The following is a 26,209-nucleotide window of genomic DNA, read 5'->3' on the forward strand; positions in this document are numbered from 1 at the left end:
CCGTCCCACTCCATAGCGTGACGGCATGGCAACTCACGTGCGGATGTCCAAGATGGCAGCGGCGACGGCAGCGATCGCCCTCGCCGGGGTCTCACTGACGTGCATACCGGCCGCGGCGGACGGGGCGAGCGGCCGTCAGGCCGGCGTGGCCGACGCCGGGGTACAGGCGGTCACCGCCCCCGGCATACCGCGGCTGCCCGGCGGGCTGTCCGCACTGTCCTGGATGGTGGCCGACGCGGACACCGGCAATGTGCTGGCCGCGAAGAGCGCGCACCGCAAGCTCGCCCCGGCCAGCACCCTCAAGACGCTGTTCGCGGTCACCGTCCTGCCGAAGTTCCCGGCGGGCACCGTACGCCAGGTCAGCTCCGCGGACCTCGACGGCGTCGGGACCGGCAGCAGCGTCGTCGGCGTCCGGCAGGGCCGCCGCTACACCGTCGCCGACCTGTGGCGCGGGGTCTTCCTCCGCTCCGGCAACGACGCGGTGCACGTGCTGGCGTCGATGAACGGCGGCTGGCGGGCCACCGCGCGGGAGATGCAGCAGACCGCCCGCAGGCTCGGCGCGCGCGACACCACCGTCAAGTCCCCGGACGGTTATGACGCGCCCGGTCAGGTGTCCTCCGCGTACGACCTGACCATCTTCGCCCGCGCCGGGCTCGCCAACGCCGACTTCGCCCGCTACTGCGCCACCCCCAGTGCCCAGTTCCCCGGCGCCGGCGGCACCACCCGGATCGAGAACACCAACCGCATGCTGGTCGGCTCGCACGGGCTGGCCCGCTATCCCGGCATCATCGGCGTGAAGAACGGCTACACCTCCAAGGCCGGCAACACCCTGATCGCCGCCGCCCGCCGGAACGGCCGCACCCTGCTGGTCACCGTCATGAACCCGCAGTCGACGCAGGCCAACGGTGTCTACAAGGAGGCCGGTTCGCTGCTGGACTGGGGCTTCGACGCCGAGGGCAAGGCCCAGCCGGTGGGCACCCTGCACGCCGTGAACGCCTCCTACGACGGAGGCGCCCGGCCGGGTCCGGTGGCAGACCGGATGACCGGTGCCGCGGCCCGCGGCGGTTCCCCCTGGCGCTCCACCCTCGTCCTGGGGGCGGGCGGCGCCGGCGTCGCGGCGATCGGGCTGGGCGCCCTGCTCACCCGCTGGCGGCAGGCACGCGGCCGCGGCGGAGCGGGGCGCGGCACGGCGTAGGACGGCGGCCGGTGGGTGTACGGCCGGCGAGCGGCGGTGGCTGGGCCGGACGGCCGACAGCAGGGCTCCGTGTGTCCCCGCGGAGCCCTGCCTCACCCCTAGGGCCTGTCCGACCCTGACCCATCGGACAGACCCTAGGCGGTGGGGCGGTCTTCGGTCGTGTCGCCGGTGGTCCGGAGCCGGGGTGCGGTCTCCGCCGCCGGTACGGCCCCGGAGTCGGTCAGACGTCCGGTCAGCTCCCGGGACCAGGCGAGGAGTCCCGCGATGTCGATCCCGTAGGGGGCCGCGTCCGCATACGGGGCGAGGGCCGACGTCCCCCGGTCGAGCAGCGCCGTGCCGCCCACGGCATTGCCGCGTGCCGCATGGGTGAGTCCCACCGCGAGCTGGGCGAGTCCCCGCCACAGCTCGCGCTCCGCCTCCGGCGCCGCCTTCCAGGCGTCCTCCAGCACCTCATGGGCATGGAACGGCATCCCGTCGTCGAGCAGCCGCTGTGCCTCGGTCAGCGACTGCGCGGGTGTGCGCGCCACCCCCTCGGGCTGGCGCGCCACCCCCGGGGACCCGTAGGGGAGCGGGCGGCCGAGCCCGTCGCGGGGGCGGGCGCTGCGGGCCCGCCCCTCCGCGTCGCGGTCCCGGCGGAGTGGTGCTGGTCGCTGGGGAGTGCCGCGGGTCCCGGTCCCGCCGCCCTGGGCCGCGTCGTCCTCGTCCCCGCCCGCGCCGTCCGCCGCCGTGCCGTCCGCCGCCGTGCCGTCCGCCGTCGCGGCGCCGCAGTGCTCGCAGACCTCACCGCCGGGCCGTTCGCGGATCCGGCCGCAGGCCGCACACACCTGGTCCAGCCAGCAGGCCGGATCGCCGCCCTCGGCGCCCGGCCGCGGGGGACCGGACGTCCGGGACGGGGGCGGGCCGGGGGTGTCGGGTGTCTTGTCCGCGTCGTTCACCCTTCGATTGTGCGGTGTCGGGCCGGCCGGTGTCAGTCCCGCTCGACCTCGTAGAAGCAGAAATGATCTTTGATCGGGGCGACCTGGTCATGCGGCTCGGGGTAGGCCCACACGAGGTCCTCCGGGCCGCCGGGCAGCGACCAGTAGGAGGCCGTGCCCTTGAAGGGGCACACGGTGTGCGTGTCGGAGGGGACCAGCAGCTCGGTCCGTACGTCCTCCGGCGGGAAGTAGTACCGCACCGGGTAGCCGGTCTCCGCGAGCAGGAGCGGGCGGTTGCTCTCGGCGATCAGCCTGCCGTCGATCTCGACGCGGACGTGCTCGCTGCCCTGAGTGACCTCGATGTGGTGGCCTTGCGTCGTGCTCATGGTCGTGTCTCCTTCTCCTTGCCGGATCGGTGGCGGGACCGTCTCCCAGGATGTCACCGGGACGCGGCCGAGGGCGGCCGGCGCCGTTCCGCGGCGCCGGAGTCTCCTTCCGCCGACAGGGCCCGACGGCCGCCCCGCTCCTCACACCTCCCGGATACCGTGCCCCGCCCACGGCGGCGCGGGAGCGACCAGGCCGGTGAGGAAGGCACGGGTGGCCTCCGGCAGCGGCGCCGCCCGGCCCGCGGTCCGGTCGATATGCAGGGTGAACAGCTCCTCGGTGGCCACCGGGTCGCCCGCCGGCTCACCGGCGAACATCTCGTGGAGGAGGCGGAGCTTCTTGCCGTGCACACCCAACACGGCGGTACGGACGGTGAGTTCGGTGTCGCGGGCCACCTCGTGGAGGTAGCGGACATGCGCCTCGACCGTGTAGAGGGAGCAGCCGGAGCGCTCGCGGTAGGAGGGGCCGAGCCCGGCCGCCGCCATCAGGGCATCGGTCGCGAAGCCGAAGACCAGGACGTAGTAGGCCTCGCTGAGGTGGCCGTTGTAGTCGATCCAGTCGTCCTGGACCCGTCGGCGGAAGAGCGGGAGGTCTCCCGGCGGGTGCGTGCTCATCGGGTGGTGCCTCCCAGCCGGCCGGTGGCGCGCAGGACATCGATGACGCCCTGGTCGCGCGCGGCGACCAGGTCCGCATAGCTGCGGTCGCCCGCCGCCTCCGCGCAGCCCTCGACCATGGCGTCGCGCAGCGCACGGTCCAGCTCGGGCGCCTCCAGACGGGTCCACGGCGACTTCAGGGACGGGCCGAAATGGTCGAGCATGTGCGCCATGCCGCCCTCGCCGCCGGCCAGCGCGAAGGTCAGGCAGGGGCCCATGAACGCCCAGCGCAGGCCGGGGCCTTCGGTGATCGAGGCGTCGATGTCCGCGACCGAGGCCTCGCCGTTCGCGACCATGTGCAGCGCCTCGCGCCACAGGGCCTCCTGGAGGCGGTTGGCGATGAAGCCCGGCAGTTCGCGGTCCATGGTGAGGACGGACTTGCCCGCCACCTCGTAGAAGCGGGACGCCCAGGTGACGGCCGCGCGGTCGGTCCGTTCGCCGCCGACGACCTCGACCAGCGGGATGAGGTACGGCGGGTTGAAGGGGTGGCCGACGACCAGGCGGCCGGCGTCCCCCGTCGCCGTCTGCATATCGGTCATCGGGTAACCGGAGGTGGAGGAGGCGATGACCACCCCCGGCCGGGTCGCGGCGGTCAGCTCGGCGAGCAGCGAGCGCTTCAACTCCAGCTTCTCGGGGGCGCTTTCCTGGACGAAGTCCGCGTCGGCGACCGCCTCGGCGAGCGTGCCGACGACGGTGAGACGGTGCGGTGCGGCGCCCTCGGCCAGGCCTATCTGTTCCAGCGCGGGCCAGGCGGCGGCCACCAGACGGCGGAGCTTCTCCTCGGCGTCGGGGGCCGGATCCCAGGCGGTGACGTCGTAGCCGCGGGCGAGGAAGTGGGCGGCCCAGCCGCCGCCGATCACTCCGGCGCCGATACAGGCGACACGGCGTGCGTCCTCGGGGGCGCAGGGGGCGGGGAGGGTTTCAGGCATGGTGAGCGGCTCCAGGCGGAGAGGGCGGGAGGGAAGGGGTGCGGGGTCAGGTGCGCGGCTTCAGCCCCAGCCGGGCACGTGCCTGGTCGGGCGTGGCGACCGTGGCGCCGAGCAACTCGGTGAGCCGTACGGCACGTTCGACCAGCTGCCCGTTGGTGGCCTTGACACCCTTGCTGAGGTAGAGGTTGTCCTCCAGGCCGACCCGGACGTTGCCGCCGAGGAGGATCGACTGGGCGGCCCACGGCAGCTGCATCCGGCCGAGCGCGAAACTCGCCCACTGGGCGCCCTCGGGCAGCATGTGGACCATGGACTGGAGCACACCCGGGTCGGCCGGGGCGCCCCAGGGGATGCCCATGCACAGCTGGAAGACCGTCGGGTCGTCCAGCAGCCCCTCGGTCAGCAGCTGCTTGGCGAACCACAGCTGACCGGTGTCGAAGATCTCCAACTCGGGCCGTACGCCGAGATCCTGGATGCGCCGGGCGCCGGCCCGCAGCATGTCGGGGGTGGAGACATAGAGGGTGGATCCGTCGCCGAAATTGAGCGAGCCGCAGTCCAGGGTGCAGATGTCGGGCAGCAGTTCCTCGACGTGCGGGAGCCGCTCCAGGCCGCTCACCAGGTCCGTACCGGGCAGCTGCCGGAGCGGGCGGTCGGGGTCGATGACCAGGTCGCCGCCCATACCGGCGGTGAGGTTGATGACGACGTCGGTGCCGGTCTCCTTGATCCGCTCGACCACCTCCGCGTACAGCCGCGGATCGCGGGAGGGGTCGCCGGTCCCGGGGTCCCGTACATGGATGTGCACCACGGCGGCGCCCGCGGATGCCGCCTCGACGGCCGACGCGGCGATCTGCTCGGGCGTCACCGGGACGTGCGGGGAGCGGCGGACGGTGTCGCCGGCGCCGGTGAGCGCGCAGGTGATGATGACCTCGTTGTTCACGGGAGTCCCTTCGGTGGGTGTGCTGCCCCGGGGTGCGGGGAGGGGCGGTTCAGCCGGCGGGGGTCAGTTCGCTCTCCACGAAGGCCAGCAGGGCGGCGTGCATGGTGTCGGGGCCGGTGCTGTCGGGTGCCGTGGCCAGCACCTGTGTGGCCAGGCCGTCGATCAGTGCGGTCAGCCGCAGCGCGGTGAACTCCGGATCGACGGCGCGGAAGACGCCCTGGTCGATGCCGCGCCGTACGACGTCGGCGACGGTGCTGCGCCACTGCCGGTAGTAGTGCTCGTGGAGCCGGCCGACGGCGGTGGAGCGGGCCGCCTGGGCCCACAGGTCGAGCCAGACCAGCCACTGGCGGCGCTGCTGATCGGTGCGCGGGGTCTGCAGCGCGATCAGATGCCGCAGCTCGGCACCGGCGTCGGGGGCCTCGGCCAGGCCGGCGGCGCGGCGTTCGGTGTCCTCGTCCATGCACCAGCGCACCGCGGCCTCCAGCAGCTCGTCGCGGCCGGGGAAGTGGTAGTGGACGGCGGCCGGGCTGGTGCCGCAGGCGGCCGCGATATCGGCGACGCGTACGCCGTGGAAGCCGTGTACGGCGATCAGCCGGACGGTCTCCCGCACGATCTGCAGCGGCCGGCCGCCCTCGGGGACGGCCGCCGGTTCGCGGTCGGGCGACGCGGCGGGCCGGGCCGGGGCGCCGAGCAGCCAGCCGGTGTCGACCGCCCCGATATCGGCGATCCGCACGATCTCGGCGAGGGTGAACCGCCGGGTGCCGCCCAGCGACCGGGACAGCTTCGAGGGGTCCATCACGATCCGGCGGGCGAACTCGCGATGGCTGCAGCCGAGCCGGCCGATCACCTGCCGGACACGGTCCGTGACATCGCCGGTGTCGTCGGTGACCCGGTCTCCGGGGGCGTCGTCCATGGTCCGGGACCGTAACAGCGTGTTGAGAACATCGCAATGGTGTGGGGGAGGGGGAGGAGCTCAATCGCCTTATTCGCACGGGAGCGGGCGGTGGGGTGTGGAGGTAGCTGATGCATGAGTCAGTTTGCCGAGGTGGTGGCTCCGGAGCTCTGTGGAGGGAGTCGACTGGAGGCGCCGCAATCCGGGTGAATGTGGCAAAGTGACGTCATGGCTGACCGGGGAGCGAAGCTGCCCGCCGTGTCGGTGCCGGACGACTGGCCCGCCCACCCGGACCTGACCCTGGCCCTCAACGGCATGGGTGGCTTCGACTGGGACCTCGACAGCGGGCTGATGCACATGGATGCGCCCGCCCTCGAGGTGTTCGACATGCTCCCGGCGGACTACGACGACCGTCCGGAGACCCTCAGGTGTCGCCTCCCGTCCCATGAAGCGGCCCGTCTGGACGCCCTGGTCGCCCGGGCGCTCAAGGACGGCAGCGACTCCTACGGCGCGTACTTCCGGGTGCGGCTGCGCGACGGCGAGCTGCGCTGGACCCACAGCCAGGGCAGCATCCGGCGGGACGGCAGAGGCCGGCCCCGCCGCATCATCGGGGTGGTCCGCGACGCCAGCCAGGAGTACACCCACGCGGCGGAGCGGCTCGCCGTCGATGAGGAACGCCGCCGGCACACCAGCGTCGTCGAGCGCACCACCGCCGCCCTGGCACACGCCAGAACAGTGGGTGACGTGATCGCCGTGCTCGCCGACGAGCAGGGGCTGAGCCGGCTCGGTGCGGAGAACGTGATCCTCGGCCTCGTCGAGGCGGGCCGTATCCGGCTGATCTCCGAGGGCAAGGCGGGCAGCTTCGTACCGGACCTCGAATACACGCGGGTGGGGGACGAATTCCCGATGAGCGAGGTGGTCCGCACCCTCACCCCGCGGTATGTGTCCAGCCGCGCGGAGTTCCGGCGTGGCTGGCCGCGGCTGTGGCCTGCCATAGAGCCGCTGAACGTCAACTCCGCCGCCTATCTGCCGCTGATCGCCCAGGGCCGCCCGATCGGTGTGATCGGCCTGTTCTTCGAGCGCGAGAGCGACTTCCGCGACCAGGAGCGCAGCGTCCTGCTCGCGCTCGGCAGCAGCATCGCGCAGAGCCTGGCCCGCGCCATGCTCTACGACCAGGAACACGATCTCGCCGCGGGCCTCCAGCAGGCCATGCTGCCCCGCCGGATCCCCGGCGTCGCCAACGCGCAGATCGCCGTCCGCTACCGCTCCGCCCGGATGGGCCGGGACATCGGCGGCGACTGGTACGACGTCATTCCGCTGCCCGACGGCCGGGTCGCCGCCGTCATCGGCGACGTCCAGGGCCATGACACCCAGGCCGCGGCGCTGATGGGCCAGCTGCGGATCGTGCTGCGCGCCTACGCGGCCGAAGGGCACGCCCCGGCCACCGTCATGGCCCGCGCCTCCGCCTTCCTCAACGAGCTCGACACCGACCGCTTCGCCACCTGCACCTATGTCGATGCGGACCTGAGCACCGGCGCGGCCCGGATCGTCCGGGCCGGCCATATCGACCCGCTGCTGCGGCACGCCGAGGGCATCTGCCGCAGACTGCCGGTGGCCGGCGGGCTGCCGCTCGGCATCGCCTCCGAATTCCGCCGGCTCGACTATCCGGTCACCACCGTCCAGCTCGCCCCGGGCGACACCCTGCTGCTGTGCACCGACGGCATCGTCGAACAGCCCGGCACCGACCTCGACGAGGGGATGCGGCAGTTGGCCCGCGAGGTCCGCGACGGCCCCCAGGACGTCCAGCAACTCGCCGACCGGCTCTGCGAATCGGCGGGCGCCCGGACCGGCGAGGACGATATGGCGCTGCTTCTGCTGCGCCGCCTGGGCGCCCCGGAGCACGACATCGTGGGGCGGTTCCGTCAGCACATCGCACCCGCCGACCCCGACGGGCTGTCGGCCGCGCGGCACATGATCCGGGCCGCGGTACGCGCCTGGGGCGCGGCCGAGCGGGCCGAGGAGATCGAGCTGGTCGCCGATGAGCTGATCACCAACGCGCTGCTGCACACCGACGGCGAGGCCGTGGTCAACATCCGTATGCCGCACAGCGTCGGGCGGCTGCTGCGGCTGGAGGTCGAGGACCACTCCAGCAGCCTGCCGCGGCGCCGGGAACCGGGTGAGGCCGGTGTCTCCGGCCGCGGTCTGCTCCTCGTGGACCGCTTGGCCGATGTCTGGGGTGTGGAACCGCGCGGTAGCGGAAAGTGCGTATGGTGCGAGTTCAACTGCTCCTGACCGGCCAGGCATCGGGCCGCGTCGGCCACGGGCAGTCAGCACAGCGGGCGCCGAGGGGTCGGCACGGTCGAGTGAGGACGGTTCTATGGGATCGCGGGCGGAACAGCGCGAGGAAGCCCGCCGGCTGGCGGCGCAACTGACCTCGGAGGGCGTCCTGAACGTGGCGCTGACCTGGGTGGACAATGCGGGCATCACTCGCGTCAAGACCGTTCCGGTGCAGCGGTTCGCGGCGGCCGCGGAGCGCGGCGTGGGGATGTCGCCCGTCTTCGACGTCTTCACCTCCGACGACGACATCACCGAATCCGAGCACATCGGCGGGCCCGACGGGGACCTGCGGCTCTTCCCCGACCTGGACCGCGTCGTCGTCCTCGCGGCACAGCCCGGCTGGGCCTGGGCGCCGGTGGACCGCTACGACCAGCTCGGCCGGCCGCACCCCGCCTGCCAGCGGCAGTTCGCCCGGCGGATGGTGGAGCGGGCCGGCGCGGCCGGTCTGGCACTGCGGATGGGCTTCGAAACGGAGTGGGTGGTCACCCGCGCCCCGGCGGGGCACGGCCCGTCCGCCGAGGGCGCGGACGAGGTGCTCGACTACCCCTGCGCGGGCCCCGCCTACGGCATGACGCGCGTCGTCGAACTCTCCGACTACCTCCGGGACGTCACCGAGGCGCTCGGCGTCCAGGGCCTGGACGTCCTCCAGCTCCACCCCGAGTACGCCCCGGGCCAGTTCGAGGTCACCACCGCCCCCGCCGATCCGGTCCGCGCCGCCGACGACGTGGTGCTGGTCCGGGAGACCGTCCGCGCCGTCTCCGCCCGGCACGGGCTGCGCGCCTCCTTCGCCCCGTCGGTCGTCGCCGGCCAGGTCGGCAACGGCTGCCACCTCCACCTCGGTCTCTACCGCGACGGGGCGAGCCTGCACCGGACCCCCGGCGCCGAATGGGGCCTGGCGCCGGACGCGGTGGCCTTCCTCGGCGGCCTCGTCGACGCCCTGCCCGCCCTGCTCGCCATCGGCTGCCCGTCGCCCGCCAGCTATCTGCGGCTGCAGCCCTCCCACTGGGCCGGCGTCTACCAGTGCTGGGGCGTGGAGAACCGGGAGGCAGCGCTGCGGCTGATCACCGGCGCCCCCGACGACCCGGACGGCGGCCACGCCGAGGTCAAGACGTTCGACGCCGCCGCCAATCCGTATCTCGCCGTCGGCACGGTCATCGCGGCCGGACTGCACGGCATCGAATCGGCGGCGCAGTTGCCCGACCCGCAGACCGGCGACCCGGGCGTACTCGGCGTCCGCGAGCGGGCCCGGCGCGGCATCGTACGGCTGCCCGCCACCCTCACCGAGGCCGCCGACCGGCTGGAGAAGTCGGCCCCGCTGCACGAGGCGATGGGGGAGGTGCTGCACGGCGCGGTGCTGGCCGTGCGGCGCGCGGAGGAGGCCCACTTCGCCGAGAGCGAGGCCGAGGAGATCGCCGCCGCCACCCGCTGGCGGTGGTGATGCCCGCGGATGTCGCGGGAGTCGGCCCCGGCGCGGCCGACGGCCTGCCGCCGCTGGTGGACCACCACTGCCACGGCGTGCTCCGGTACGAGCCCGACCTCGGGACGTTCGCCGGGTACCTCACCGAATCGGACCGGCCGCCCGCGACGGGCCGCTGGCGTACGTGGTGGCTGAACGGGCCTGCGGGCCGCCGGCGTACCGGGCGGCTGAACGGGCCCGCGGACCACTGGCGAACGGGCGGCTGAGCGGGCCGGTGGGTTCACTGGCGTACCGGGCGGCCGCGGAGGTGGCGCGTAAGGGGTGAGTGCGCCGAGAGCCTCTTCCCGCCCTGTCGCACGGTCCGTCCCGGCGGCGTGCTTTACTGCGCCGCGTGGCCCCTACAACAACCTCTGAAAAGGGCGAAATACCCCTGCGCTCCCGGATATTCGCCGATCTGACCCCGCTGCGCACCTCGCCGGACTACCGCCGTCTGTGGTGCGGCAACACCATCTCCTGGATGGGCCAGCAGATGACCGCGCTCGCGGTCTCGCTACAGGTCTACGCCCTCACCCACTCCACCTTCTCGGTCGGTCTGGTGGGCCTGTGCGCACTGGTCCCGCTGGTGGTCTTCGGGCTGTACGGCGGCGCCATCGCCGATACCGTCGACCGCCGCACCCTGGGCCTCTACAGCGCCGCGGGCGCCACCGCGATGTCCCTCACGCTGGCCGTCGCCGCCCTGGCCGGATTCCACCGGGTCTGGCTGCTGTACGGGGTCGTCGCCGTCCAGGCCGTCTGCTTCGCGATGAACTCCCCGGCCCGCTCGTCGATGATCCCGCGGCTGCTGCCCGCCGAGCAGCTGCCGGCCGCCAATGCCCTCAACTCGCTGACCAGTAACCTCGGTCTGATGTGCGGGCCGATGCTGGGCGGCGTCATCGTCGGCCTGTGGGGTTACCAGACCGCGTACCTGATCGATGTGGTGGCCTTCAGCGGTTCGCTGTATGCGATGTGGCGGCTGCCGTCCATGCGGCCCGACCAGGGGGAGGGGCCGCGGCGCCGGGCCTCCGTACTGGACGGGCTGCGGTTTCTCGCCACCCGGCCGAATCTGCGGATGACGTTCTTCTCCGATCTGGCGGCGATGGTGCTCGCCCAGCCGCGGGCGCTGTTCCCGGCGGTCGCGGTGCTGTGGTTCGCCGGGGACGCCAAGACCGTCGGTCTGCTGGTCGCCGCGCCCGCGGTGGGCGCCGTACTGGGCGGGCTGTTCTCCGGCTGGCTCGGCGGGATCCGCCGGCACGGTCTGGCCATCCTGCTCGCGGTGGCCTCCTGGGGCGCGGCCGTGGCCTGCTTCGGACTCTCCCGTCAGCTGTGGCTCGGCCTGTTCTTCCTGGCGGTGGCCGGCTGCGCGGACACCGTCTCGATGGTGTTCCGCAGCACCATGCTCCAGGCGGCGACACCGGACGCCATGCGCGGCCGCCTCCAGGGCGTCTTCATCGTCGTGGTCGCGGGCGGGCCGCGGCTGGGCGACTTCCTCGCCGGGTCGGTGGCCGATCTGACCTCCCCGGCGACCGCGGTGATCGGCGGCGGGGCGGCCTGTGTCGTGGTGGTCACCGGATTGGGCCTCGCCCGCCGCGGGTTCGCCCGCTATGACGCTCGGGCGCCACGGGCGTGAGGAGCGGGTGCTGCTCCCCCCCCACCCCCGAACCCACCCCCCGCCCCCTCCCCCGAAGGGGGAGGAGGGGGAGGGGGCGGGGGAGAGCTCGCGGGGCCTCGCTGGGGGCTTCGAGCCCCCGACTCCCGATGCTCACCCCCGTCCCGTCAGTACCGCGTCAGCGCCGTACGCCCATACGCCGTGCCGATGGCGATGTGCGGATGCCGGGACGGCCGTACCCAGGACAGGATCCGCGCCATCGCCCCGGCCGGTACGGATACACAGCCGGCCGTGGCGCCCTTCCCGTGGACGTGGAGGAAGATCCCGGCGCCGCGGCCGTGGACCGGGCGGTGGTAGTTGAAGCCGGTGACCAGGGCCCGGCTGTATTGCGTGGGGTGGTCCGCCAGTCGTTCGGACTCGGCGGCCGCGCAGTCCGGTGGCAGGGGCGCCACCCAGCGGTTGTAGGAGGCCGAGGCGTTGTCCTCGCACCACCAGGAGTCCGCGTCGACCCGGCGGTAGGGGACGGTGGTGCCGGGCGGCGCCGGGGCGATGCCGAAGGCGAACGGCAGGTCGTACAGGCCGGTCGGGGTGGTCGAGGTGCCCTGCACTCGGGTGCGGCCCTCGGTCAGCCCGTGGGCGCCGAACCGGGCCGTTGCCCAACCGGCCCGCCGCCAGCGGCCGTTGTGGCGCTGCCACCACGTCACCGTCCCGGTGGTGGCACGCGGGGTGCGCGCCTGGGCGGTGATGAGCTGGTCGCCGCCCCCGGTGTCCGCCATACGGGAGGGCAGGGGGACGCGGGAGCCTGCGGGCGGCGAGGCGGCCGCCGGGGCGGGCGCGCAGAGCGCGAGGATCAGCGCGGCAGCCGCCGGCAGCAGCACCGCGGCCCTGACCCCGGCCGCCCGGCCCGCGCCTCCGGCCGAGGTCCTGGTCCCGGCCGCGGCCGGGTGCATCGTCCTGGTACGCGTACGCGTCATGGGCATGACCGCACGGTAGAGCGCGACGGGCCCGCCGGGCGCCGTCCGATCAGGTCACATACGCCGCCCCCGGCCCCGGCGCAGTCCGTCCGCCGCAATCCACCGTGCGCCGGGGTCATGGACGGGCGAAACTCGGGTACGGGGCCCATGTGCCACTAGACATCTCATGCTGGAGGCCCACCGTGCAGCGGCAACCCCATACGCGCAGCGATCGCACGCTCGACCGCGAGCCGCAGCCCACCCCGGATCCGGGAGGGCCGCCCCCGAACCCCGTCCCGGACCCGCTGCCCGGCCCGCCGAGCCCGCCCGGCCAGCCGGACCCCATCCCGCCGGAACCGTCGCCGATCCCGCGGCCGCCGGGACCCGATCCCGACCCGGTCCCGGAGCCGTCCCCGGCCCCCTCACCGCTCTCCTAGGAGCCGCCCGGACCGACGCCCCGTACTCCGCGGGTGCCCCGCCCGCACCATCAAGGAGGTGCTGATCATGGCCATCGCCACGGTCAACCCGGCCACCGGCGAGACCCTGAAGACCTTCGACGCGCTCAACGCCGGCGAGATCGAAGACCATCTGGTCCGGGCGGACCAGGCCTTCCAGGAGCACCGCCGCACCAGCTTCGCCCGCCGCAGGGAGCTGCTCCGCAAGGCCGCCGAGCTGCTCGACGCCGACCAGGACGGCATCGCCCGCACGATGACCACGGAGATGGGCAAACCGCTGGCCCAGGCGCGCGCGGAGGCCGCGAAGTGCGCCAAGACCATGCGCTGGTACGCCGACCGCGCCGAGGAGCTGCTGGCCGACGAGCACCCCGACCCCGCCGACGTCCGCGACTCCGGCGCGGCCCGCGCCGTGGTGCGCTACCGCCCCCTCGGCACCGTCCTCGCGGTGATGCCCTGGAACTTCCCGCTCTGGCAGGTCGTCCGGTTCGCCGCGCCCGCCCTGATGGCGGGCAACACCGGGCTGCTCAAGCACGCCTCGAACGTCCCGCAGACCGCGCTGTACATCGAGGAGCTCTTCCGCCGCGCGGGCTACCCCGAGGGCTGTTTCCAGACCCTGCTGATCGGGTCCGGCGCCGTCGAGGACATCCTGCGCGACCCGCGGATCGCCGCCGCGACGCTGACCGGCAGCGAGCCGGCCGGCCGCGCGGTCGCCTCGGTCGCCGGTGACGAGGTCAAGAAGACCGTCCTCGAACTCGGCGGCAGCGACCCGTTCATCGTGCTGCCCTCCGCCGACCTCGACAAGGCGGTCCGCGTCGCGGTCACGGCGCGCGTCCAGAACAACGGTCAGTCGTGCATCGCGGCCAAGCGGTTCCTCGTGCACGACGACATCTACGACGCCTTCACCGAGCGGTTCACCGACCGGATGGCGGCGCTGACGGTCGGCGATCCGATGGACGAGAAGACCGAGGTCGGGCCGCTCGTCAGCGAACAGGGCCGCTCCGACCTGGAGGAGCTCGTCGACGACGCGGTCCACAAGGGTGCCGCGGCGCTGTGCGGCGGACGGCGGCCGCCACAGCACCGCACGGGCTGGTTCTACGAGCCGACGGTGCTGTCCGGCATCACCCCCGGCATGCGTATCCACTACGAGGAGGCGTTCGGGCCGGTGGCCACGCTCTACCGCGTCGCCGACGTGGACGAGGCGGTGCGGATCGCCAACGACACGCCGTTCGGCCTCAGTTCCAACGCCTGGACCCGGGACCCCGACGAACAGGCCCGGCTCGCCCGCGATGTGCAGGCCGGCGGTGTCTTCTTCAACGGGATGACCGCCTCGCATCCGGGCCTCCCCTTCGGCGGCGCCAAGCGCTCGGGCTACGGACGGGAGCTGTCCGGGCACGGCATCCGGGAGTTCTGCAACATGACGACGCTGTGGTACGGGCCGGAGGACTGAGCAGCAGGGGGCGGGGCCCGACGGGGCGCTCGGCAGGCCGCGGCGGACGCCCGGTCGCTTCGCCCCAACGCGCCTGCCCCGAAGCGGTTTTCGTCGTGGAGTTCAGGGTGTACGTTCCCGTCAGGCCGAGTCGGCCCACGGCCAGGTCGGCCGGCTCGGCCGCCCCTCTGTGACAGGGCAGCGGACGACGCGCGTCCGCCTCATGAAGCGTCACGAGCACCTGGCACTAGGTGCGCACGATCAGGCCGGCTCCGCCGGCACCGCGAACTCACACCACAGTGCCTTGCCCGCACCGCGTGGCTCCGCCCCCCAGCGGTCCGCGAAGGCCTCGACCAGCAGCAGCCCCCGGCCGGAGGTCGCGGTCTCCCCGGGGCTGCGCCGCCGCGGCCACCGGCTGGAGCGGTCCTCGACCTCCAGCCGGATCCGCCGGGGGGTGCCGGGCAGCAACTCCATGGAGACCAGGGCGCCGCTCTCGGTGTGGGTCAGCGCATTGGCGATCAGCTCGGAGGCGGCGACCTCGATGTGGTGGCTGACCGAGCCCGCCCGCCACTGGTCCAGCGTGCGGCGCAGCGCCGCGCGGACCTCCGCGGTGCCCGACGGGTCGGCCTGATGGACATGCAGCCGCAGCCGGGGTGTGGTCGCGGGCCCGGGGCCGGGGAGCCGGTGCAGCAGCAGGAGAGCCATGTCGTCCTCGGACCCCGGGGTGGCCCACAGCTGGTCCGAGAGCCGGTCGGCCAGCGCCTCCAGCTCCGTGGGGCCCTCGCGGACGGCCCGGGACAGTGCGTCGATGCCGGCGGAGATGTCGTGACCGGGCTGCTCGACCAGTCCGTCGGTGCACAGCAGCAGCGTCGAGCCGGGCTCCAGGAACAGCTGGGTCTCCGGGAAGTGGTCGTGCCCGAAGGCGGTGGCCAGCCCCAGCGGCAGGCCGCCGCGGACCTCGGGCCAGTCGATGTGCCGGGAGGTGTTGCTGATCAGCGGGCCGAGATGGCCGGCCCGGGCGAGGTGCAGCGCCCCGGATTCCAGATCGGCCTGGATGTAGGTGCAGGTGGCGAAGCGTTCGGTGTCCAGCTCGGACAGAAAGCGGGAGGCCCGCACCAGCACGGTCTCCGGCGAGTGCCCCTCGCTGGCGTAGGCCCGCAGTGCGATCCGCAGCTGGCCCATCACGGCGGCCGCATGGGTGTCATGGCCCTGGACGTCGCCGACCACCAGCCCGGTCCGCCCCTGGGGCAGTGCGATCACGTCGTACCAGTCGCCGCCGACGTCCCGTCCGACGCTCGCCGGGTGGTAGCGGACGGTGACCGCGCCGCCCGCGATGGGCGGCAGCCGGCGCGGCAGCATCGTCGCCTGGAGCCCGGTCGCGAACTCCCGCTCCTGGTCGAAGAGGGTCGCCCGCTGTACGGACTGGGCGACCACACCGGCCAGTGCCAGCGCCAGATTCCTGGCCTCCGGCGACGGCACCGCAGGCTCCGCGTGGAACAGCCCCAGCGCCCCGATGACGGCGTCCTGCGCGACCAGCGGCAGGAACGCCGCGCTGCCCGTCGGCAGCACCTCGGTGTACGGGTGCAGCCGCGGAAAGCGGGCGATCATCTCGCTCCGGCTGCTGAGGAAGAGCGGGCGCCGCGAGCGCGCCGTGTCGGCCAGCGGCAGGGCGTCGTCCAGCCGCGAGGTCCTCATGTCGTCGGGCACCTCGCCCTCCAGCCCGGCCGCGGCGATCACCTCGAACCGGTTGTCGGTGACCAGACCCAGCAGCAGCCCGTCCGCGCCGAACCGCCGGGCACCGCCGCTGTCGGTGAGCACCCGGGTCACATCCTTGACGGACAGCGCGCGGGCCAGCGCCGCGGTGGTCTGCTGCACCATCACGGTCTGCCGCTGCCGCTCCTGCTGGAGCGAGCGCAGCAGCGCGGAGTCCGCCAGTTCGCTGGTCGCCTCCCGGACGATGCCGATGATCCGGTACGGCATTCCGTCCGCGTTGTGCAGGATCCGTCCCTGGGCGTGGGTCCAGCGCTGGGTCCCGTCGCGGCACTGGACCCGGAAGTACGCGCCGTAGGACGAGTGGCCGTCCCGCAGGGCCTGGGCGAGCGCCTCGTCCAGCCGCCGGCCCTCCTCCGGAGGCACCCGGCTGATCAGGGACATCGGCGCCCCGTCGTATTCGTCCGGGCGCAGATCGAAGACGCCCATGGCGCCGGGGTCCAGATCCATGGACCCGCGGTCCAGATCCCAGTCGAAGGTGCCCATCCGGTTGAGTGAAAGCCGCTCGCGCAGGCCGACGGGCTCATGGTGCGACACCCCCGGCGCGGTCTCGGTGACCGGGCGCCAGTCCCGGTCGGCCAGGGGGTCGTAGTCCTCGCCGGACGGTTCCACGATCCGGCCGGTCATGGCGCGCCACGTCTCGCGGCCCGGCGGTCCGCGGCGGGCCGTCCGACCCCTGCCGGGCAGCCGGGCATCAGGGCAGGCCGCGCCGCGCCGAGCACGTCACGTGCCCTCGGTCGCGGGCCGTTGACCGGGGCCGATATCCACCGGAACGCGGCCATGCGAACACCCTAGGCGCGGGTCGGAAAACCCGCATTTCCGGCGCCGCGGCTCCCCTTGACCCAGCAGCTGCAGGCCGGGCCAAGGGGAGCCGCCGTTCCGGGAACGACTCGGCCCGCGTCAGGCGTGCGCCCCCGCCGGCGCGGACACCGGCCGGGTCTGCCGCGTCCGGTGCGCCAGGGTGGCCTTCCGGGTCGCCACGTCCACGGTGTACGCCTCGATGGTCAGCCGCGCGCCGGACACCTTCAGCAGCATGAACCCGTGGTCGGAGAAGTTCTGCCAGGCCGCCGGGTGCCCGAAGTGCGCCTTCCCGTCCTCCGTCTTGGCCGACGCCCCGCACACCACCTGCCGGGTGCCGCCCGTACGGGCCGTCGGCTCCAGGATCTGCAGGGTGTGGTCGTGACCGGACAGGATCAGATCGGCCCGGCCGGCCACCACGCTGTCGTACATGTCCTTGAGGTGGACGCCGCTGGTGTAGTTCCCGATCTCGAACCCGTCGTAGGAACCGGCGCTGCCGTGCTTGCCGTTGTTGAGGTACGGGTGGTGACCGATCACCACCTTCCAGCGGGCCCGCGAGGCGCGCAGCGCGCCGTCCAGCCAGCTCCGCTGCTCGCGCATGTACGGCCCGTCCCACCGGTAGCGCGGGTCGATCTGGGCGACGTACGACGACCACGGAATCGTGTCGATCGCGAAGAACTCCACCAGCGGATCGGCGGCCGGCAGCGGCACGCTGTAATAGCGGCTCGGCATGTACCAGCGCCGCGAGGTGGCGGCGTAGGCGACCTCACGGTCACCGCGGGACGGGTCGCCGCCGCTGCCCGGAATGAGCCCGGAGCAGTCGTGATTGCCCAGCACCATCAACCACGGCACATCGATACCGCTGTTCGGCTTCTCGAATTTGTCCTGGAATTCCGAGTCGTCATCGGATTCCGGCCCGTTCTCGTAAATGTTGTCGCCGAGGCCCACCGCCAGGCCGACCCGCTCGGCCTGGCAGACCTCGCGCGCGGCGGCCGCCACCGCATACTGCGCCTCGTCGCCCGTCCCCGCGTCCCCGGTGACCAGAATCGCGAACTCGCCCTTGCCATTGGGGTGTTCGGGAAAGGGGAAGGCTCCCGGAGCCCCGCGGCGGGCGGCGGCGGAAGCGGGCGACTGCGCTGGCGACGGCAGCACCGCGAGCGCCGCACCGGCCATCGCGCCGCCCAGCAGCGTCCGCCGGTTCACGAAGGGCACCGTGCGCCCCGTCGTGGGCATGGACGGCTCCCCGGCCGTCGTCGCCGAGCCGGTGTTCAGCCACTCCTGCTCGGTCATGTCCGCCTGCGGCGGGATCAGTTCGTCCTCACACATGGAGGGATTTCTTTCACGGCCGGCCGAGGCCGTGGTGACGGATCGATGAAGGGGAAGTGGACGTACGGAGGCCGGGAGCCGTGAATCTACGGATCGGTAACAAAGCGTGTTCCGGGGGGTGTCAGGGCGTGAGGGAAGCCCCCTGGACGGACCCGGTGCAACGGCCCGGGACGGCCGTTATCGATGACTCGTCAGGCGGCGCAGGGTGCGGCCGAGATGGCGTACGTACCGGCGCTGGAAGACGGGGACCAGCGGGCCGGCGAGGCGGGTGAACGTCCCGGCGGGGCGGCTGAAGGCGGTCACCGTGAACCACACCGAGCCGTCGGCGCGCAGTTCGGCGACGAACGCCTCCTCACCGCACTCGGGATGCCCCGGCCGGGTCCCGTATCCGAAGCCGATGCGGTGCTCCTCGGCCACCGTCCACACCACGGTGCACGGCGCCCGCAGCCGCAGCGGGCCGATGCCCAGTGCGACCTCGACCCGTACGCCCGGCGCGGCCCGCGGGGCGTCGGCCCGGATGCCGGCGCCCGCCGCACGGTGCATCCGGAAGGTGGTGATCGCCTCGCCCGCCGCGGTCAGTGCCGCCCGTCCGTGGCCGATCGGCAGCTCCTCGTGGAGGTGGTGGTAGCCGGGCGGCAGCGGGGTGCGCCGGGTGCCGCCCTCCTCGGGGTAGGTCAGTTCGCTCATGGGGGTGCTCCTGGCGGCGGGCGGTGGGGCGGGGACGGCGTGACCGTACGCGGCGAACCGTCCGGCCGCAACGACGTCCGCCCTGCTGGTGGGCAGGGCGGAGGCACGGAGTGGCCGCTACCGGAGCCCGGGGACCCGGACCGGGCTCCGGCTCACCCGTGCGCGTCCGCCGCCCCGTGTCGCCCCGCCCCCGCGGCGAATCGCGCCGCGCCCTCCCACGCCTCGGCCAGGACGGCCTGCCCGTAGACGAGTTCCCCGGCCATCGCCGACTCCTCGTCCCGGCCCTCCTGATCCAGCAGGGAAGCGCGGTCGCTGCGCAGACACGCCTGCGGGAAGCGGGCGATCTCCGCCGCCAGGAGCTCCGCCTCCGCGCGTGCCGAACCGGCCGGCACCACGCGGTGGACCAGTCCGATGTCCAGCGCCTCCGCGGCCGGGACCGGCCGCCCCGTCAGCACCAGGTCCATCGCCCGGCTCGCGCCGATCAGCCGCGGCAGCCGCACCGTGCCGCCGTCGATCAACGGCACGCCCCAGCGCCGGCAGAACACGCCCAGGACCGCGTCCTCCTCCGCCACCCGGAGATCGCACCACAGCGCCAGCTCCAGACCGCCGGCCACCGCATGCCCGGCGATCGCCGCGATCACCGGTTTGCCGAGCCGCATCCGGGTCGGCCCCATCGGCCCGTCCCCGTCCGCCGCCACCCGGTTGCCGCGCTCGGTGCCGATCGCCTTGAGGTCGGCGCCGGAGCAGAACGTCTGGCCCTCGCCCCACAGCACCGCGACCCGCGACCCGTCATCGGCATCGAACTCCCGGAAGGCATCGGCCAGTTGAGCGGCCGTCGCGCCGTCCACGGCGTTGCGGGACGCCGGCCGGGAGAGCACCACCGTCGTCACCGGACCGGCGTGCTCCACCCGTACGGACATCAGGCCGCGCTCGCGGTCTGCGGCCGGACGTGCTCCAGGACCGCCGTCAGATCGACGCCGGCCGGCAGCGTGCCGAAGGCATTGCCCCACTCCCCGTCGAGCCGTGAGGCGCAGAACGCGTCGGCGAGGGCCGGGTGGCTGTACCGCACCAGCAGCGACCCCTGGAGGACCAGCGCCATCCGCTCCGCCAGCGACCGGGCCATCAGCTGCGCCCGCTCCGGACCGGCCGCCGAGCCGAGCATCTTGCGGAGCCCGGCCACCGCCGCGTCCAGCCGGCGGTCCGCGCCCGTCGCGGTCTCCACCTCGGCGAAGAACGCGTCCAGCGCGGCCGGTTCCTTGCCCAGCGCCCGCAGCACATCGAGCGCCGCGACATTCCCCGAGCCCTCCCAGATGGACAGCAGCGGCGCCTCCCGGTAGAGCCGCGGCATGCCCGACTCCTCGACGTAGCCGTTGCCGCCCAGGCACTCCAGCGCCTCCGCCGCATGGGCGCTGCCCCGCTTGCACACCCAGTATTTGCCGGCCGCCAGCGCCAGTCGGCGCAGCGCCGCCTCTCCGGCGTCCCCGGCCTGCGAGCGGTCCACCGCCGTCGCGAGCCGCATCCCCAGCAGCGTCGCCGCCTCCGACTCGATCGCCAGATCCGCGAGCACCGAGCGCATCAGCGGCTGCCGGTCCAGCTCCCGCCCGAACGCCCGCCGGTGCGCGGTGTGGTGCAGCGCCAGCCGGAGCCCGGCCCGCATCCCGGCCGCCGAGCCCAGCACACAGTCCAGCCGGGTCATGTTCACCATCTCGACGATGGTCCGCACCCCACGGCCCGGTTCGCCGACCGGCCAGGCCACCGCCTGGTCGTACTCGATCTCACTGGACGCGTTGGAGCGGTTGCCCAGCTTGTCCTTGAGCCGCATCAGCCGCATGCCGTTACGTGTGCCGTCCGGCAGCACCCGCGGCAGCAGGAAGCAGCCGAGCCCCTCCGCGGTCTGCGCCAGCGTCAGGAAGACATCGCTCATCGGCGCGGAGGTGAACCACTTGTGGCCGGTGATGCGGTAGGTGCCGTCGCCGGCCGGCACCGCGTGGGTGGTGTTGGCCCGTACGTCGGAGCCGCCCTGCTTCTCCGTCATCGACATGCCCGCGATCAGGCCCGACTTGGTCAGCGGCGCCCGCAGCCCGAAGTCGTAGCTGCGGGCGGCCAGCAGCGGCTCGTACTGCGCGGCGAGCTCCGGTGCGGCGCGCAGCGCGGGGACCGCGGCGTACGTCATCGAGACCGGGCAGCCGTGTCCCGGCTCGGCCTGCGACCAGACGTAGAACTTCGCGGCGCGCACCAGATGCGCGCCGGGGCGGTCGTCGGCCCAGGGCGCGGCGTGCAGACCGTGCTCCACGGCGACGGTCATCAGCTGATGCCAGGCCGGGTGGAACTCGACCTCGTCGATGCGGTGGCCGAACCGGTCGTGGGTGTGCAGCCGCGGCGGCTGCTCCTCCGCCCAGCGGGCCTGGTCCTGGACCGCCGCCGAACCGGCCAGCGCACCGAGCTCGGAGACCTCCCGCACGCCCCACTCGGCACCGTCCCGGCGCAGCGCCTCCAGCAGGGCCGGCTCGTCCGCCGTACTGAACCCGGTCAGCGGCGGAGCCTGATTCACGACTTCATGGGTGACGGTCATACCGTTGACGTTACAGAAGCCAAACACCTGTGGGAAGACTGTAATAGAACGGCTGGCTAGAGTTTCGGGCACATATGAACGACGACGACACCGGTACCAGCGGCGACCGAGCGGCCGACGCGCTCGCCCTGCGCCCGCTCACCGCCCGCTCCATCGTGCTGAGCACCCTGCTGGGGCATCACCCGCCGCGGCTGCCGGCCCGTGCCCTGGTGCGCGTCGGCGAGCTCTTCGGCATCGCCGAGGGCACCGTCCGGGTCGCGCTCTCCCGCATGGTGGCCGCCGGTGACCTGCACCAGAGCGACGGCTCGTACGCACTCACCCCCCGGCTGCTGGCCCGCCAGACCCGGCAGGACGAAAGCCGCTCCCCGCGGACCCGCCCCTGGCGCGGGGACTGGGAGATCGCCGTGATCACCAGCCCGGAGGGCCGGCCGGCCGCCGAGCGCACCGCGCTGCGCCAGGCCATGGCGGCGCTGCGGCTGGCCGAGCTGCGCGAGGGCAGCTGGCTGCGCCCCGCCAACCTCGACCGGCCCCGCCCCGCCGTCGTCACCGAACAGTGCACCTGGCTCACCGGCACCCCGGACGGTGACCCGGTGGCGCTCGCCGGCCGGCTGTGGGACCTGCCCGGCTGGGCACGACGGGCCCGCGACCTGAGCGCCGCACTGGCCCGTGCCGCGACCCCCGCCGACCGCTTCACCGTCGCGGCCGCCGCCCTCCGCCATCTCCTCGCCGACCCGCTGCTGCCCGCCGGGCTGCTCCCCGAGGGCTGGCCCGGCGACCAACTCCGCCTGGATTACGCTGAGTTCGAGAGCGAGCTGAGTGATCTGCTGCTGCAGTACGTGGCCGACTAGGGTCCGCCTCTTTCCGGGCTCTGGACGTTTAGTCCAACCTGGACTTATAGTCCATGCATGGAGAGCATGGAGGAGAACGCCGACCCCCGGGTACGGACGTGGGCGCCGGTCTGCCGGGCCGTCGCCCTGCTGCTCGGCCCGTACGCCGAAGTGGTCCTGCACGATCCGGACACCGACCGGATCCTGGCCATCTGGAATCCGATGACCTCCCGCGGGCCGGGGGATCCGTCGCTGCTCGGCGAGCTGGACACGCTCGATCCGACGGCCCGGGACGTGTTCGGGCCCTACGAGAAGCTGCTCGCGGACGGCCGACGGCTGTCGTCGGTCAGCGCGGTCCTGCGCGACGCGGACGACAAGGCGTCGGCGGTGCTGTGCGTGAACCTCGACCGCACGCCGCTGGAGCAGGCCGCGGCCGTGCTGTCCGCATTCGGCGCACCGTCCGCACCCCGCCCGGAGCCGCTGTTCGAAGCGGACTGGAGCGAGCGTGTCCAGCACATCGTCGGTGCGTATGTGCGCGAGTGCGGCCGCCCGGTGGAGCGGCTGACCCGCCAGGACCGCCTGGCCGTCCTCGCCCGGCTGGAGGAGGCCAAGGTCTTCGCCGTCCGCCGCGCCGCTCCGGTCGTCGCCGGCACCCTGCGGGTCTCCCGCTCCACCCTCTACGGCCTGCTGGCCGAACTGAGAGCATCCAGCGCAAAGGACCAGACGTCATGACCCGGCTGCCCGACTTCCGCCTCGAAACCTACTTCTCCCAGTGGGAGTTCACCGCGCGCCACCATCTGACCGCCTCCGACGTCCAGACCATGACGCTCGGCGAGCTGCTCGCGCTGGCCGACGACCAGGACCGCGCCGCATTCGAGAACCTGTCCCTGGGTTACACCGAGACCTACGGTGATCCGGCGCTGCGCGAAGTGATCGCCCAGACGTACGAGCGGGCGTCCGCTGCCGACGTCATCTGCTTCGCGGGCGCCGAGGAGGCCCTGTATCTGGCGATGAACGTGCTGCTGGACGCCGGGGACCACGCGGTGGTGGTGACCCCGAACTACCAGGCGGCCGAGACCGTGCCGTTGGCCCTGTGCGAGGTCACCGGCGTCGCTCTCGACCCGGACCGGGACTGGGCCCTGAACCTCGACCGGGTGAGGGCGGCGATCCGGCCGCACACCCGGGTGGTGTCGGTGAACTTCCCCAACAACCCCACCGGCAAGGTCATCAGCGCCGCGGACTTCACCGAACTGGCGCGGCTGTGCGACGAGCGCGGCATCCACCTGTTCAGCGACGAGGTCTACCGCGGTCTGGAACGCGATCCGGCCCGCACCCTTCCGCAGGCCGCGGAGCTGTCCGAGCGCGCGCTGTCGCTGAACGTGACCTCGAAGTCGCTGGGCCTGCCCGGCCTGCGGATCGGCTGGATCACCTGCCGTGACCGGGACCTGCTCACCCGGCTGGAGCGGGCCAAGCACTACACCACCATCTGCAACTCCGCCCCCGGCGAGGTGCTGGCCCGCATCGCGCTCAAGGCCCGGCAGACGATCCTGGACCGCAACCGGGCCCTGATCGAGCGGAATCTGCCGTTCTTCGAAGCGTTCTTCGCCGAGTTCGGGGACGTCTTCGAGTGGCAGGCGCCGGACGGCGGCTGCGTCGCCTACCCCCGCTACCTCGGCCCGGAAGGCGTGGAGGAGTTCTGCACCCGCCTGGTGGCGGAAGCCGGCGTCCTGCTGCTGCCCGCGAGCATCTACCGCTCCGCACTCACCCCCACGCCGGCCGACCGGTTCCGCATCGGCATCGGCCGCCGCGATCCGGAGCAGGGCCTGGCCGCCTTCGCGCAGTGGATGCGGGCACAGCGATGACACCGCCCGTCTTCGACGCCGCCGCCATCGAACGGGTCGCCACCACGGACCTGGTCCTCGACGCCGTCCGCGGTGCGCTGATCGCCCACGCCAAGGGGCAGACCACCGTGCCGCCCCCGCTGCACCTGCAGTTCCCCGACGCCGACGGGGACTGCCACGTCAAGGCGGGCCTGGTCACCGGCGCCCACGACTTCACCGTCAAGATCGCCACCGGCTTCTACCGCAACCCCGCAGCCGGACTGCCGTCCCAGCACGGCCTGGTGTGCGTGGTCAGCGCCCGTACGGGCCAGGTGCGCGCGATCCTCGACGACAACGGTCTGCTGACCTCGTGGCGTACCGCGGCCGCGGGCGCACTGCTCACCCATGCGATGGCCCGTCCGAACGCTGCCACGCTGGCCGTCTTCGGCACCGGAGAACAGGCCCGCCTCCAGATCGAATGGCTGGCCGGACTCCGTCCGATCAGTTCGGTGCTCGTCCATGGACGCCATCCCGGCAGGACCCGGGCGCTGTGCGAGACGTTCACGGCGCAGGGCCACCGTGCCCGGCCCGCCTCCGCCGAAGAAGCCACCGCCGCCGACATGGTCCTCACCACGACGCCGGCCACCTCCCCGGTCCTGCAGGCCGCCCATGTCCCACCGGGCACGCACGTGACCGGGATCGGCACCGACATGCCGCACAAGAACGAACTCCCCCCGGAGCTCTTCGCCCGCGCGGCGCTGATCGCGACCGATGACCACGAACAGTGCCTGGACCACGGCGACTTCGGCCATGCGGTCCGTGCCGGAGCCACCACCGCCACCAGTGACCTCCCCGCTGGTCTCCTGCTCGACGGGCCCTTCGCGCGTCCGGACGAGGCGGTCACGGTCGCGGACCTGACCGGCGTCGGCGCACTCGACGCAGCCGTCGCCTCAGCCGTCCTGCGGGAACTGGCCCGGTAGACCCGGCCTCACAGCGGCAGCACACACACCGGGACCGGTGCCACGAACGGCGCGCCGGCGCTGCACAGCGCCCCGGTCCGGGCGTCCACCGAGAACACCGTCACCGACCCCGACTTCTGGTTCGCCGCGAACAGCCACCGCTGGTCGGGCGAGAAGGCGATCTGCCGGGGGAAGTCCCCGCCCACCGGCACGGTGTCCAGCAGCCGCAGCCGTGCCCCGGCCGCCTCCACGGCATAGCGGGTGAGGCTGTTGTGACCGCGATTGGCGAGATAGGCGAAGCGGCCGCCCCGGGTGACCAGGAACTGCGCCGGAAAGCTGGTCCCCGGGCCGGTCCCCGTGGACTGCGGTGCACCGGGCGTCAGTTGACCCGTCCGGCGGTCGTAGCGGCAGACCACGACCGTGTTGTCGACCTCGTTCGCCAGATAGGCGAAGGCCCCCGAGGGATGAAAGGTCAGATGCCGGGGGCCGGCGCCGGGCCGCAGCGCCGCCGCCGACACCTGGACGAGCCGTCCGGCCGGCTCGTCCAGCCGGTAGGTGTAGACGGTGTCATTGCCGAGGTCGACCGCCAGCACGTACCGGCCGTCCGGGCTGGTGATGATCTGGTGGGCATGCGGCCCGTCCTGGCCGGGACCGGGCGGCGGGCTGGAGTGGGTGACCAGGTCCGTGCGCTCGCCCAGCGCGCCCGTGGCCGGGTCGATCGGGTGCACGGCCACGCTGCCGGAGAGGTAGTTGGCGCTGAGCAGCCGGCGCCCGTCGGGATGCACCGACAGATGGCAGGGCCCGGCGCCGCCCGTGGACCGGCTCCCCAGTACGGCGGGCGGGCCGTCCGGCCGCAGCGCCATGGCGGTCACCGCGCCCTGCTCCTGCTCATCGACCGCGTAGAGGGTGCGACCGGACGGTGCCACGGCGAGATAGGAAGGATCGGCGACCCCCGCCACGACCCCGGTGGCGGTGATCCGCCCGGTCGTGGTGTCGTACGCACCGACTCCGACGCCGGTCCCGCCGCCCGGGTGGGAGGTGTACGTCCCCAGGAAGAGCGGCCGGGTGCCGGCGGGCCCGCGGCCGGGGCGGCGGGAGACGGGTGCGGGCCGCGCGTCCTCGCGCGTCGGCAGCGCCGCCCCCGTCCCGGCGGTCGCGGTCAGCCCGGCCGCGGCGCCCAGGAACCGCCTGCGGCCGATCCCTGCCCCGGCCCTCGTCCCCGTACGTGCTGCGCTCATGCCACACCTCGGTGTTCGGCGGCGGTGGTCGGTGCTCGGGTGCCGTGGCAAGGGTGGCCCGTCCCGCCTGCGGAGGCA

Annotated in this window: 23 protein-coding genes; 10 read left to right on the top strand and 13 right to left on the bottom strand. The window is 73.4% G+C overall.

Annotation, left to right across the window (positions count from 1 at the left end; translation table 11 throughout):
* Positions 1 to 25 precede the first annotated feature (25 nt).
* On the top strand, positions 26 to 1,195 hold the full coding sequence (locus BKA18_RS31720; RefSeq protein WP_366044597.1) for a D-alanyl-D-alanine carboxypeptidase family protein: 1,170 nt from the start codon (positions 26 to 28) through the stop codon (positions 1,193 to 1,195).
* Between the two features lie 134 nt (positions 1,196 to 1,329).
* On the opposite strand, the gene BKA18_RS31725 is transcribed toward BKA18_RS31720, so the two are convergent.
* From BKA18_RS31725 to BKA18_RS31750, 6 genes are all read right to left on the bottom strand, one after another.
* Positions 1,330 to 2,130: a DUF309 domain-containing protein gene (locus tag BKA18_RS31725; protein ID WP_366044596.1), complete on the bottom strand. Its 801-nt coding sequence runs from the start codon at positions 2,128 to 2,130 to the stop codon at positions 1,330 to 1,332.
* 32 nt (positions 2,131 to 2,162) lie between these two features.
* Entirely contained in the window at positions 2,163 to 2,495 is a 333-nt protein-coding gene (locus BKA18_RS31730; protein WP_366044595.1) for a DUF427 domain-containing protein, read from the bottom strand.
* Positions 2,496 to 2,636: 141 nt separating this feature from the next.
* Positions 2,637 to 3,107, bottom strand: coding sequence for a thioesterase family protein (locus BKA18_RS31735; protein WP_366044594.1), 471 nt, complete (start codon positions 3,105 to 3,107; stop codon positions 2,637 to 2,639).
* Positions 3,104 to 4,075: a 3-hydroxyacyl-CoA dehydrogenase NAD-binding domain-containing protein gene (locus tag BKA18_RS31740; RefSeq protein WP_366044593.1), complete on the bottom strand. Its 972-nt coding sequence runs from the start codon at positions 4,073 to 4,075 to the stop codon at positions 3,104 to 3,106. Before BKA18_RS31740 ends, BKA18_RS31735 begins: the two co-directional genes overlap by 4 nt.
* A gap of 46 nt (positions 4,076 to 4,121) precedes the next feature.
* On the bottom strand, positions 4,122 to 5,009 hold the full coding sequence (locus BKA18_RS31745; RefSeq protein ID WP_366044592.1) for a beta-keto acid cleavage family enzyme: 888 nt from the start codon (positions 5,007 to 5,009) through the stop codon (positions 4,122 to 4,124).
* A 49-nt stretch (positions 5,010 to 5,058) separates the two neighbouring features.
* Entirely contained in the window at positions 5,059 to 5,922 is an 864-nt protein-coding gene (locus tag BKA18_RS31750; protein WP_366044591.1) for a TetR/AcrR family transcriptional regulator, read from the bottom strand.
* 207 nt (positions 5,923 to 6,129) lie between these two features.
* Between BKA18_RS31750 and BKA18_RS31755 the strand changes: the two genes are divergently transcribed.
* The 4 genes from BKA18_RS31755 to BKA18_RS31770 all read left to right on the top strand — a co-directional run bounded on the left by BKA18_RS31755 (position 6,130) and on the right by BKA18_RS31770 (position 11,321).
* Complete coding sequence (locus BKA18_RS31755) at positions 6,130 to 8,193, top strand: SpoIIE family protein phosphatase (RefSeq protein ID WP_366044590.1); 2,064 nt, start codon at positions 6,130 to 6,132, stop codon at positions 8,191 to 8,193.
* An 85-nt stretch (positions 8,194 to 8,278) separates the two neighbouring features.
* Positions 8,279 to 9,676 carry a glutamine synthetase family protein gene (locus tag BKA18_RS31760; RefSeq protein WP_366044589.1) on the top strand — a complete coding sequence of 466 codons (1,398 nt, stop codon included), beginning with the start codon at positions 8,279 to 8,281 and terminating at the stop codon, positions 9,674 to 9,676.
* On the top strand, positions 9,670 to 9,921 hold the full coding sequence (locus BKA18_RS31765) for a hypothetical protein (RefSeq protein WP_366044588.1): 252 nt from the start codon (positions 9,670 to 9,672) through the stop codon (positions 9,919 to 9,921). The genes BKA18_RS31760 and BKA18_RS31765 overlap by 7 nt, the downstream gene beginning before the upstream one ends.
* Before the next feature lie 125 nt (positions 9,922 to 10,046).
* Positions 10,047 to 11,321 (top strand): MFS transporter, encoded by a 1,275-nt coding sequence (locus tag BKA18_RS31770; protein WP_366044587.1) that lies wholly within the window; start codon positions 10,047 to 10,049, stop codon positions 11,319 to 11,321.
* A 146-nt stretch (positions 11,322 to 11,467) separates the two neighbouring features.
* On the opposite strand, the gene BKA18_RS31775 is transcribed toward BKA18_RS31770, so the two are convergent.
* A complete protein-coding gene (locus tag BKA18_RS31775; RefSeq protein ID WP_429638785.1) occupies positions 11,468 to 12,274 on the bottom strand; it encodes a L,D-transpeptidase family protein in 807 nt (268 codons plus the stop codon).
* A 483-nt stretch (positions 12,275 to 12,757) separates the two neighbouring features.
* Between BKA18_RS31775 and BKA18_RS31780 the strand changes: the two genes are divergently transcribed.
* Complete coding sequence (locus BKA18_RS31780; RefSeq protein ID WP_366044585.1) at positions 12,758 to 14,155, top strand: NADP-dependent succinic semialdehyde dehydrogenase; 1,398 nt, start codon at positions 12,758 to 12,760, stop codon at positions 14,153 to 14,155.
* A 240-nt stretch (positions 14,156 to 14,395) separates the two neighbouring features.
* On the opposite strand, the gene BKA18_RS31785 is transcribed toward BKA18_RS31780, so the two are convergent.
* From BKA18_RS31785 to BKA18_RS31805, 5 genes are all read right to left on the bottom strand, one after another.
* A complete protein-coding gene (locus BKA18_RS31785) occupies positions 14,396 to 16,531 on the bottom strand; it encodes a SpoIIE family protein phosphatase (protein ID WP_366044584.1) in 2,136 nt (711 codons plus the stop codon).
* Between the two features lie 273 nt (positions 16,532 to 16,804).
* Positions 16,805 to 18,028 carry a metallophosphoesterase gene (locus BKA18_RS31790; RefSeq protein WP_366044583.1) on the bottom strand — a complete coding sequence of 408 codons (1,224 nt, stop codon included), beginning with the start codon at positions 18,026 to 18,028 and terminating at the stop codon, positions 16,805 to 16,807.
* A gap of 177 nt (positions 18,029 to 18,205) precedes the next feature.
* The gene (locus BKA18_RS31795; RefSeq protein ID WP_366044582.1) at positions 18,206 to 18,715 is read right to left on the bottom strand and encodes a DUF1990 domain-containing protein; all 510 of its coding nucleotides are present in this window, start codon (positions 18,713 to 18,715) and stop codon (positions 18,206 to 18,208) included.
* Positions 18,716 to 18,867: 152 nt separating this feature from the next.
* Positions 18,868 to 19,635 carry a crotonase/enoyl-CoA hydratase family protein gene (locus tag BKA18_RS31800; protein WP_366044581.1) on the bottom strand — a complete coding sequence of 256 codons (768 nt, stop codon included), beginning with the start codon at positions 19,633 to 19,635 and terminating at the stop codon, positions 18,868 to 18,870.
* Complete coding sequence (locus tag BKA18_RS31805) at positions 19,635 to 21,287, bottom strand: acyl-CoA dehydrogenase family protein (protein WP_366044580.1); 1,653 nt, start codon at positions 21,285 to 21,287, stop codon at positions 19,635 to 19,637. Before BKA18_RS31805 ends, BKA18_RS31800 begins: the two co-directional genes overlap by 1 nt.
* A gap of 74 nt (positions 21,288 to 21,361) precedes the next feature.
* Here BKA18_RS31805 and BKA18_RS31810 point away from each other — a divergent pair, with 74 nt between their 5' ends.
* From BKA18_RS31810 to BKA18_RS31825, 4 genes are read left to right on the top strand one after another with little or no spacing between them, the layout of a single operon-like run.
* Positions 21,362 to 22,135, top strand: a complete 774-nt coding sequence (locus BKA18_RS31810; protein WP_366044579.1) for a PaaX family transcriptional regulator C-terminal domain-containing protein — start codon at positions 21,362 to 21,364, stop codon at positions 22,133 to 22,135.
* Positions 22,136 to 22,192: 57 nt separating this feature from the next.
* Positions 22,193 to 22,846, top strand: a complete 654-nt coding sequence (locus BKA18_RS31815; RefSeq protein WP_366044578.1) for a helix-turn-helix transcriptional regulator — start codon at positions 22,193 to 22,195, stop codon at positions 22,844 to 22,846.
* A complete protein-coding gene (locus BKA18_RS31820; RefSeq protein ID WP_366044577.1) occupies positions 22,843 to 23,976 on the top strand; it encodes an aminotransferase class I/II-fold pyridoxal phosphate-dependent enzyme in 1,134 nt (377 codons plus the stop codon). The genes BKA18_RS31815 and BKA18_RS31820 overlap by 4 nt, the downstream gene beginning before the upstream one ends.
* A complete protein-coding gene (locus tag BKA18_RS31825) occupies positions 23,973 to 24,914 on the top strand; it encodes an ornithine cyclodeaminase family protein (protein ID WP_366044576.1) in 942 nt (313 codons plus the stop codon). The genes BKA18_RS31820 and BKA18_RS31825 overlap by 4 nt, the downstream gene beginning before the upstream one ends.
* Positions 24,915 to 24,922: 8 nt before the next feature.
* Here BKA18_RS31825 and BKA18_RS31830 read toward each other — a convergent pair whose 3' ends face one another.
* Entirely contained in the window at positions 24,923 to 26,131 is a 1,209-nt protein-coding gene (locus BKA18_RS31830) for a lactonase family protein (RefSeq protein WP_366044575.1), read from the bottom strand.
* Positions 26,132 to 26,209 lie beyond the last annotated feature (78 nt).

Origin of the sequence: Streptomyces auratus, assembly GCF_050433025.1 — a bacterium.
In the GTDB taxonomy this organism is placed as follows: Bacteria; Actinomycetota; Actinomycetes; order Streptomycetales; family Streptomycetaceae; genus Streptomyces; species Streptomyces sioyaensis.

What these genes read in the sequence shown, in the direction of transcription:
- BKA18_RS31720 (WP_366044597.1), top strand. Translation starts at nt 26, where the DNA reads ATGGCAACTCACGTGCGGATGTCCAAGATGGCAGCGGCGACGGCAGCG.
- BKA18_RS31730 (WP_366044595.1), bottom strand. Translation starts at nt 2,495, where the DNA reads ATGAGCACGACGCAAGGCCACCACATCGAGGTCACTCAGGGCAGCGAG.
- BKA18_RS31735 (WP_366044594.1), bottom strand. Translation starts at nt 3,107, where the DNA reads ATGAGCACGCACCCGCCGGGAGACCTCCCGCTCTTCCGCCGACGGGTC.
- BKA18_RS31740 (WP_366044593.1), bottom strand. Translation starts at nt 4,075, where the DNA reads ATGCCTGAAACCCTCCCCGCCCCCTGCGCCCCCGAGGACGCACGCCGT.
- BKA18_RS31750 (WP_366044591.1), bottom strand. Translation starts at nt 5,922, where the DNA reads ATGGACGACGCCCCCGGAGACCGGGTCACCGACGACACCGGCGATGTC.
- BKA18_RS31755 (WP_366044590.1), top strand. Translation starts at nt 6,130, where the DNA reads ATGGCTGACCGGGGAGCGAAGCTGCCCGCCGTGTCGGTGCCGGACGAC.
- BKA18_RS31760 (WP_366044589.1), top strand. Translation starts at nt 8,279, where the DNA reads ATGGGATCGCGGGCGGAACAGCGCGAGGAAGCCCGCCGGCTGGCGGCG.
- BKA18_RS31775 (WP_429638785.1), bottom strand. Translation starts at nt 12,274, where the DNA reads ATGACGCGTACGCGTACCAGGACGATGCACCCGGCCGCGGCCGGGACC.
- BKA18_RS31780 (WP_366044585.1), top strand. Translation starts at nt 12,758, where the DNA reads ATGGCCATCGCCACGGTCAACCCGGCCACCGGCGAGACCCTGAAGACC.
- BKA18_RS31785 (WP_366044584.1), bottom strand. Translation starts at nt 16,531, where the DNA reads ATGACCGGCCGGATCGTGGAACCGTCCGGCGAGGACTACGACCCCCTG.
- BKA18_RS31790 (WP_366044583.1), bottom strand. Translation starts at nt 18,028, where the DNA reads ATGTGTGAGGACGAACTGATCCCGCCGCAGGCGGACATGACCGAGCAG.
- BKA18_RS31795 (WP_366044582.1), bottom strand. Translation starts at nt 18,715, where the DNA reads ATGAGCGAACTGACCTACCCCGAGGAGGGCGGCACCCGGCGCACCCCG.
- BKA18_RS31800 (WP_366044581.1), bottom strand. Translation starts at nt 19,635, where the DNA reads ATGTCCGTACGGGTGGAGCACGCCGGTCCGGTGACGACGGTGGTGCTC.
- BKA18_RS31805 (WP_366044580.1), bottom strand. Translation starts at nt 21,287, where the DNA reads ATGACCGTCACCCATGAAGTCGTGAATCAGGCTCCGCCGCTGACCGGG.
- BKA18_RS31810 (WP_366044579.1), top strand. Translation starts at nt 21,362, where the DNA reads ATGAACGACGACGACACCGGTACCAGCGGCGACCGAGCGGCCGACGCG.
- BKA18_RS31815 (WP_366044578.1), top strand. Translation starts at nt 22,193, where the DNA reads ATGGAGAGCATGGAGGAGAACGCCGACCCCCGGGTACGGACGTGGGCG.
- BKA18_RS31820 (WP_366044577.1), top strand. Translation starts at nt 22,843, where the DNA reads ATGACCCGGCTGCCCGACTTCCGCCTCGAAACCTACTTCTCCCAGTGG.
- BKA18_RS31825 (WP_366044576.1), top strand. Translation starts at nt 23,973, where the DNA reads ATGACACCGCCCGTCTTCGACGCCGCCGCCATCGAACGGGTCGCCACC.
- BKA18_RS31830 (WP_366044575.1), bottom strand. Translation starts at nt 26,131, where the DNA reads ATGAGCGCAGCACGTACGGGGACGAGGGCCGGGGCAGGGATCGGCCGC.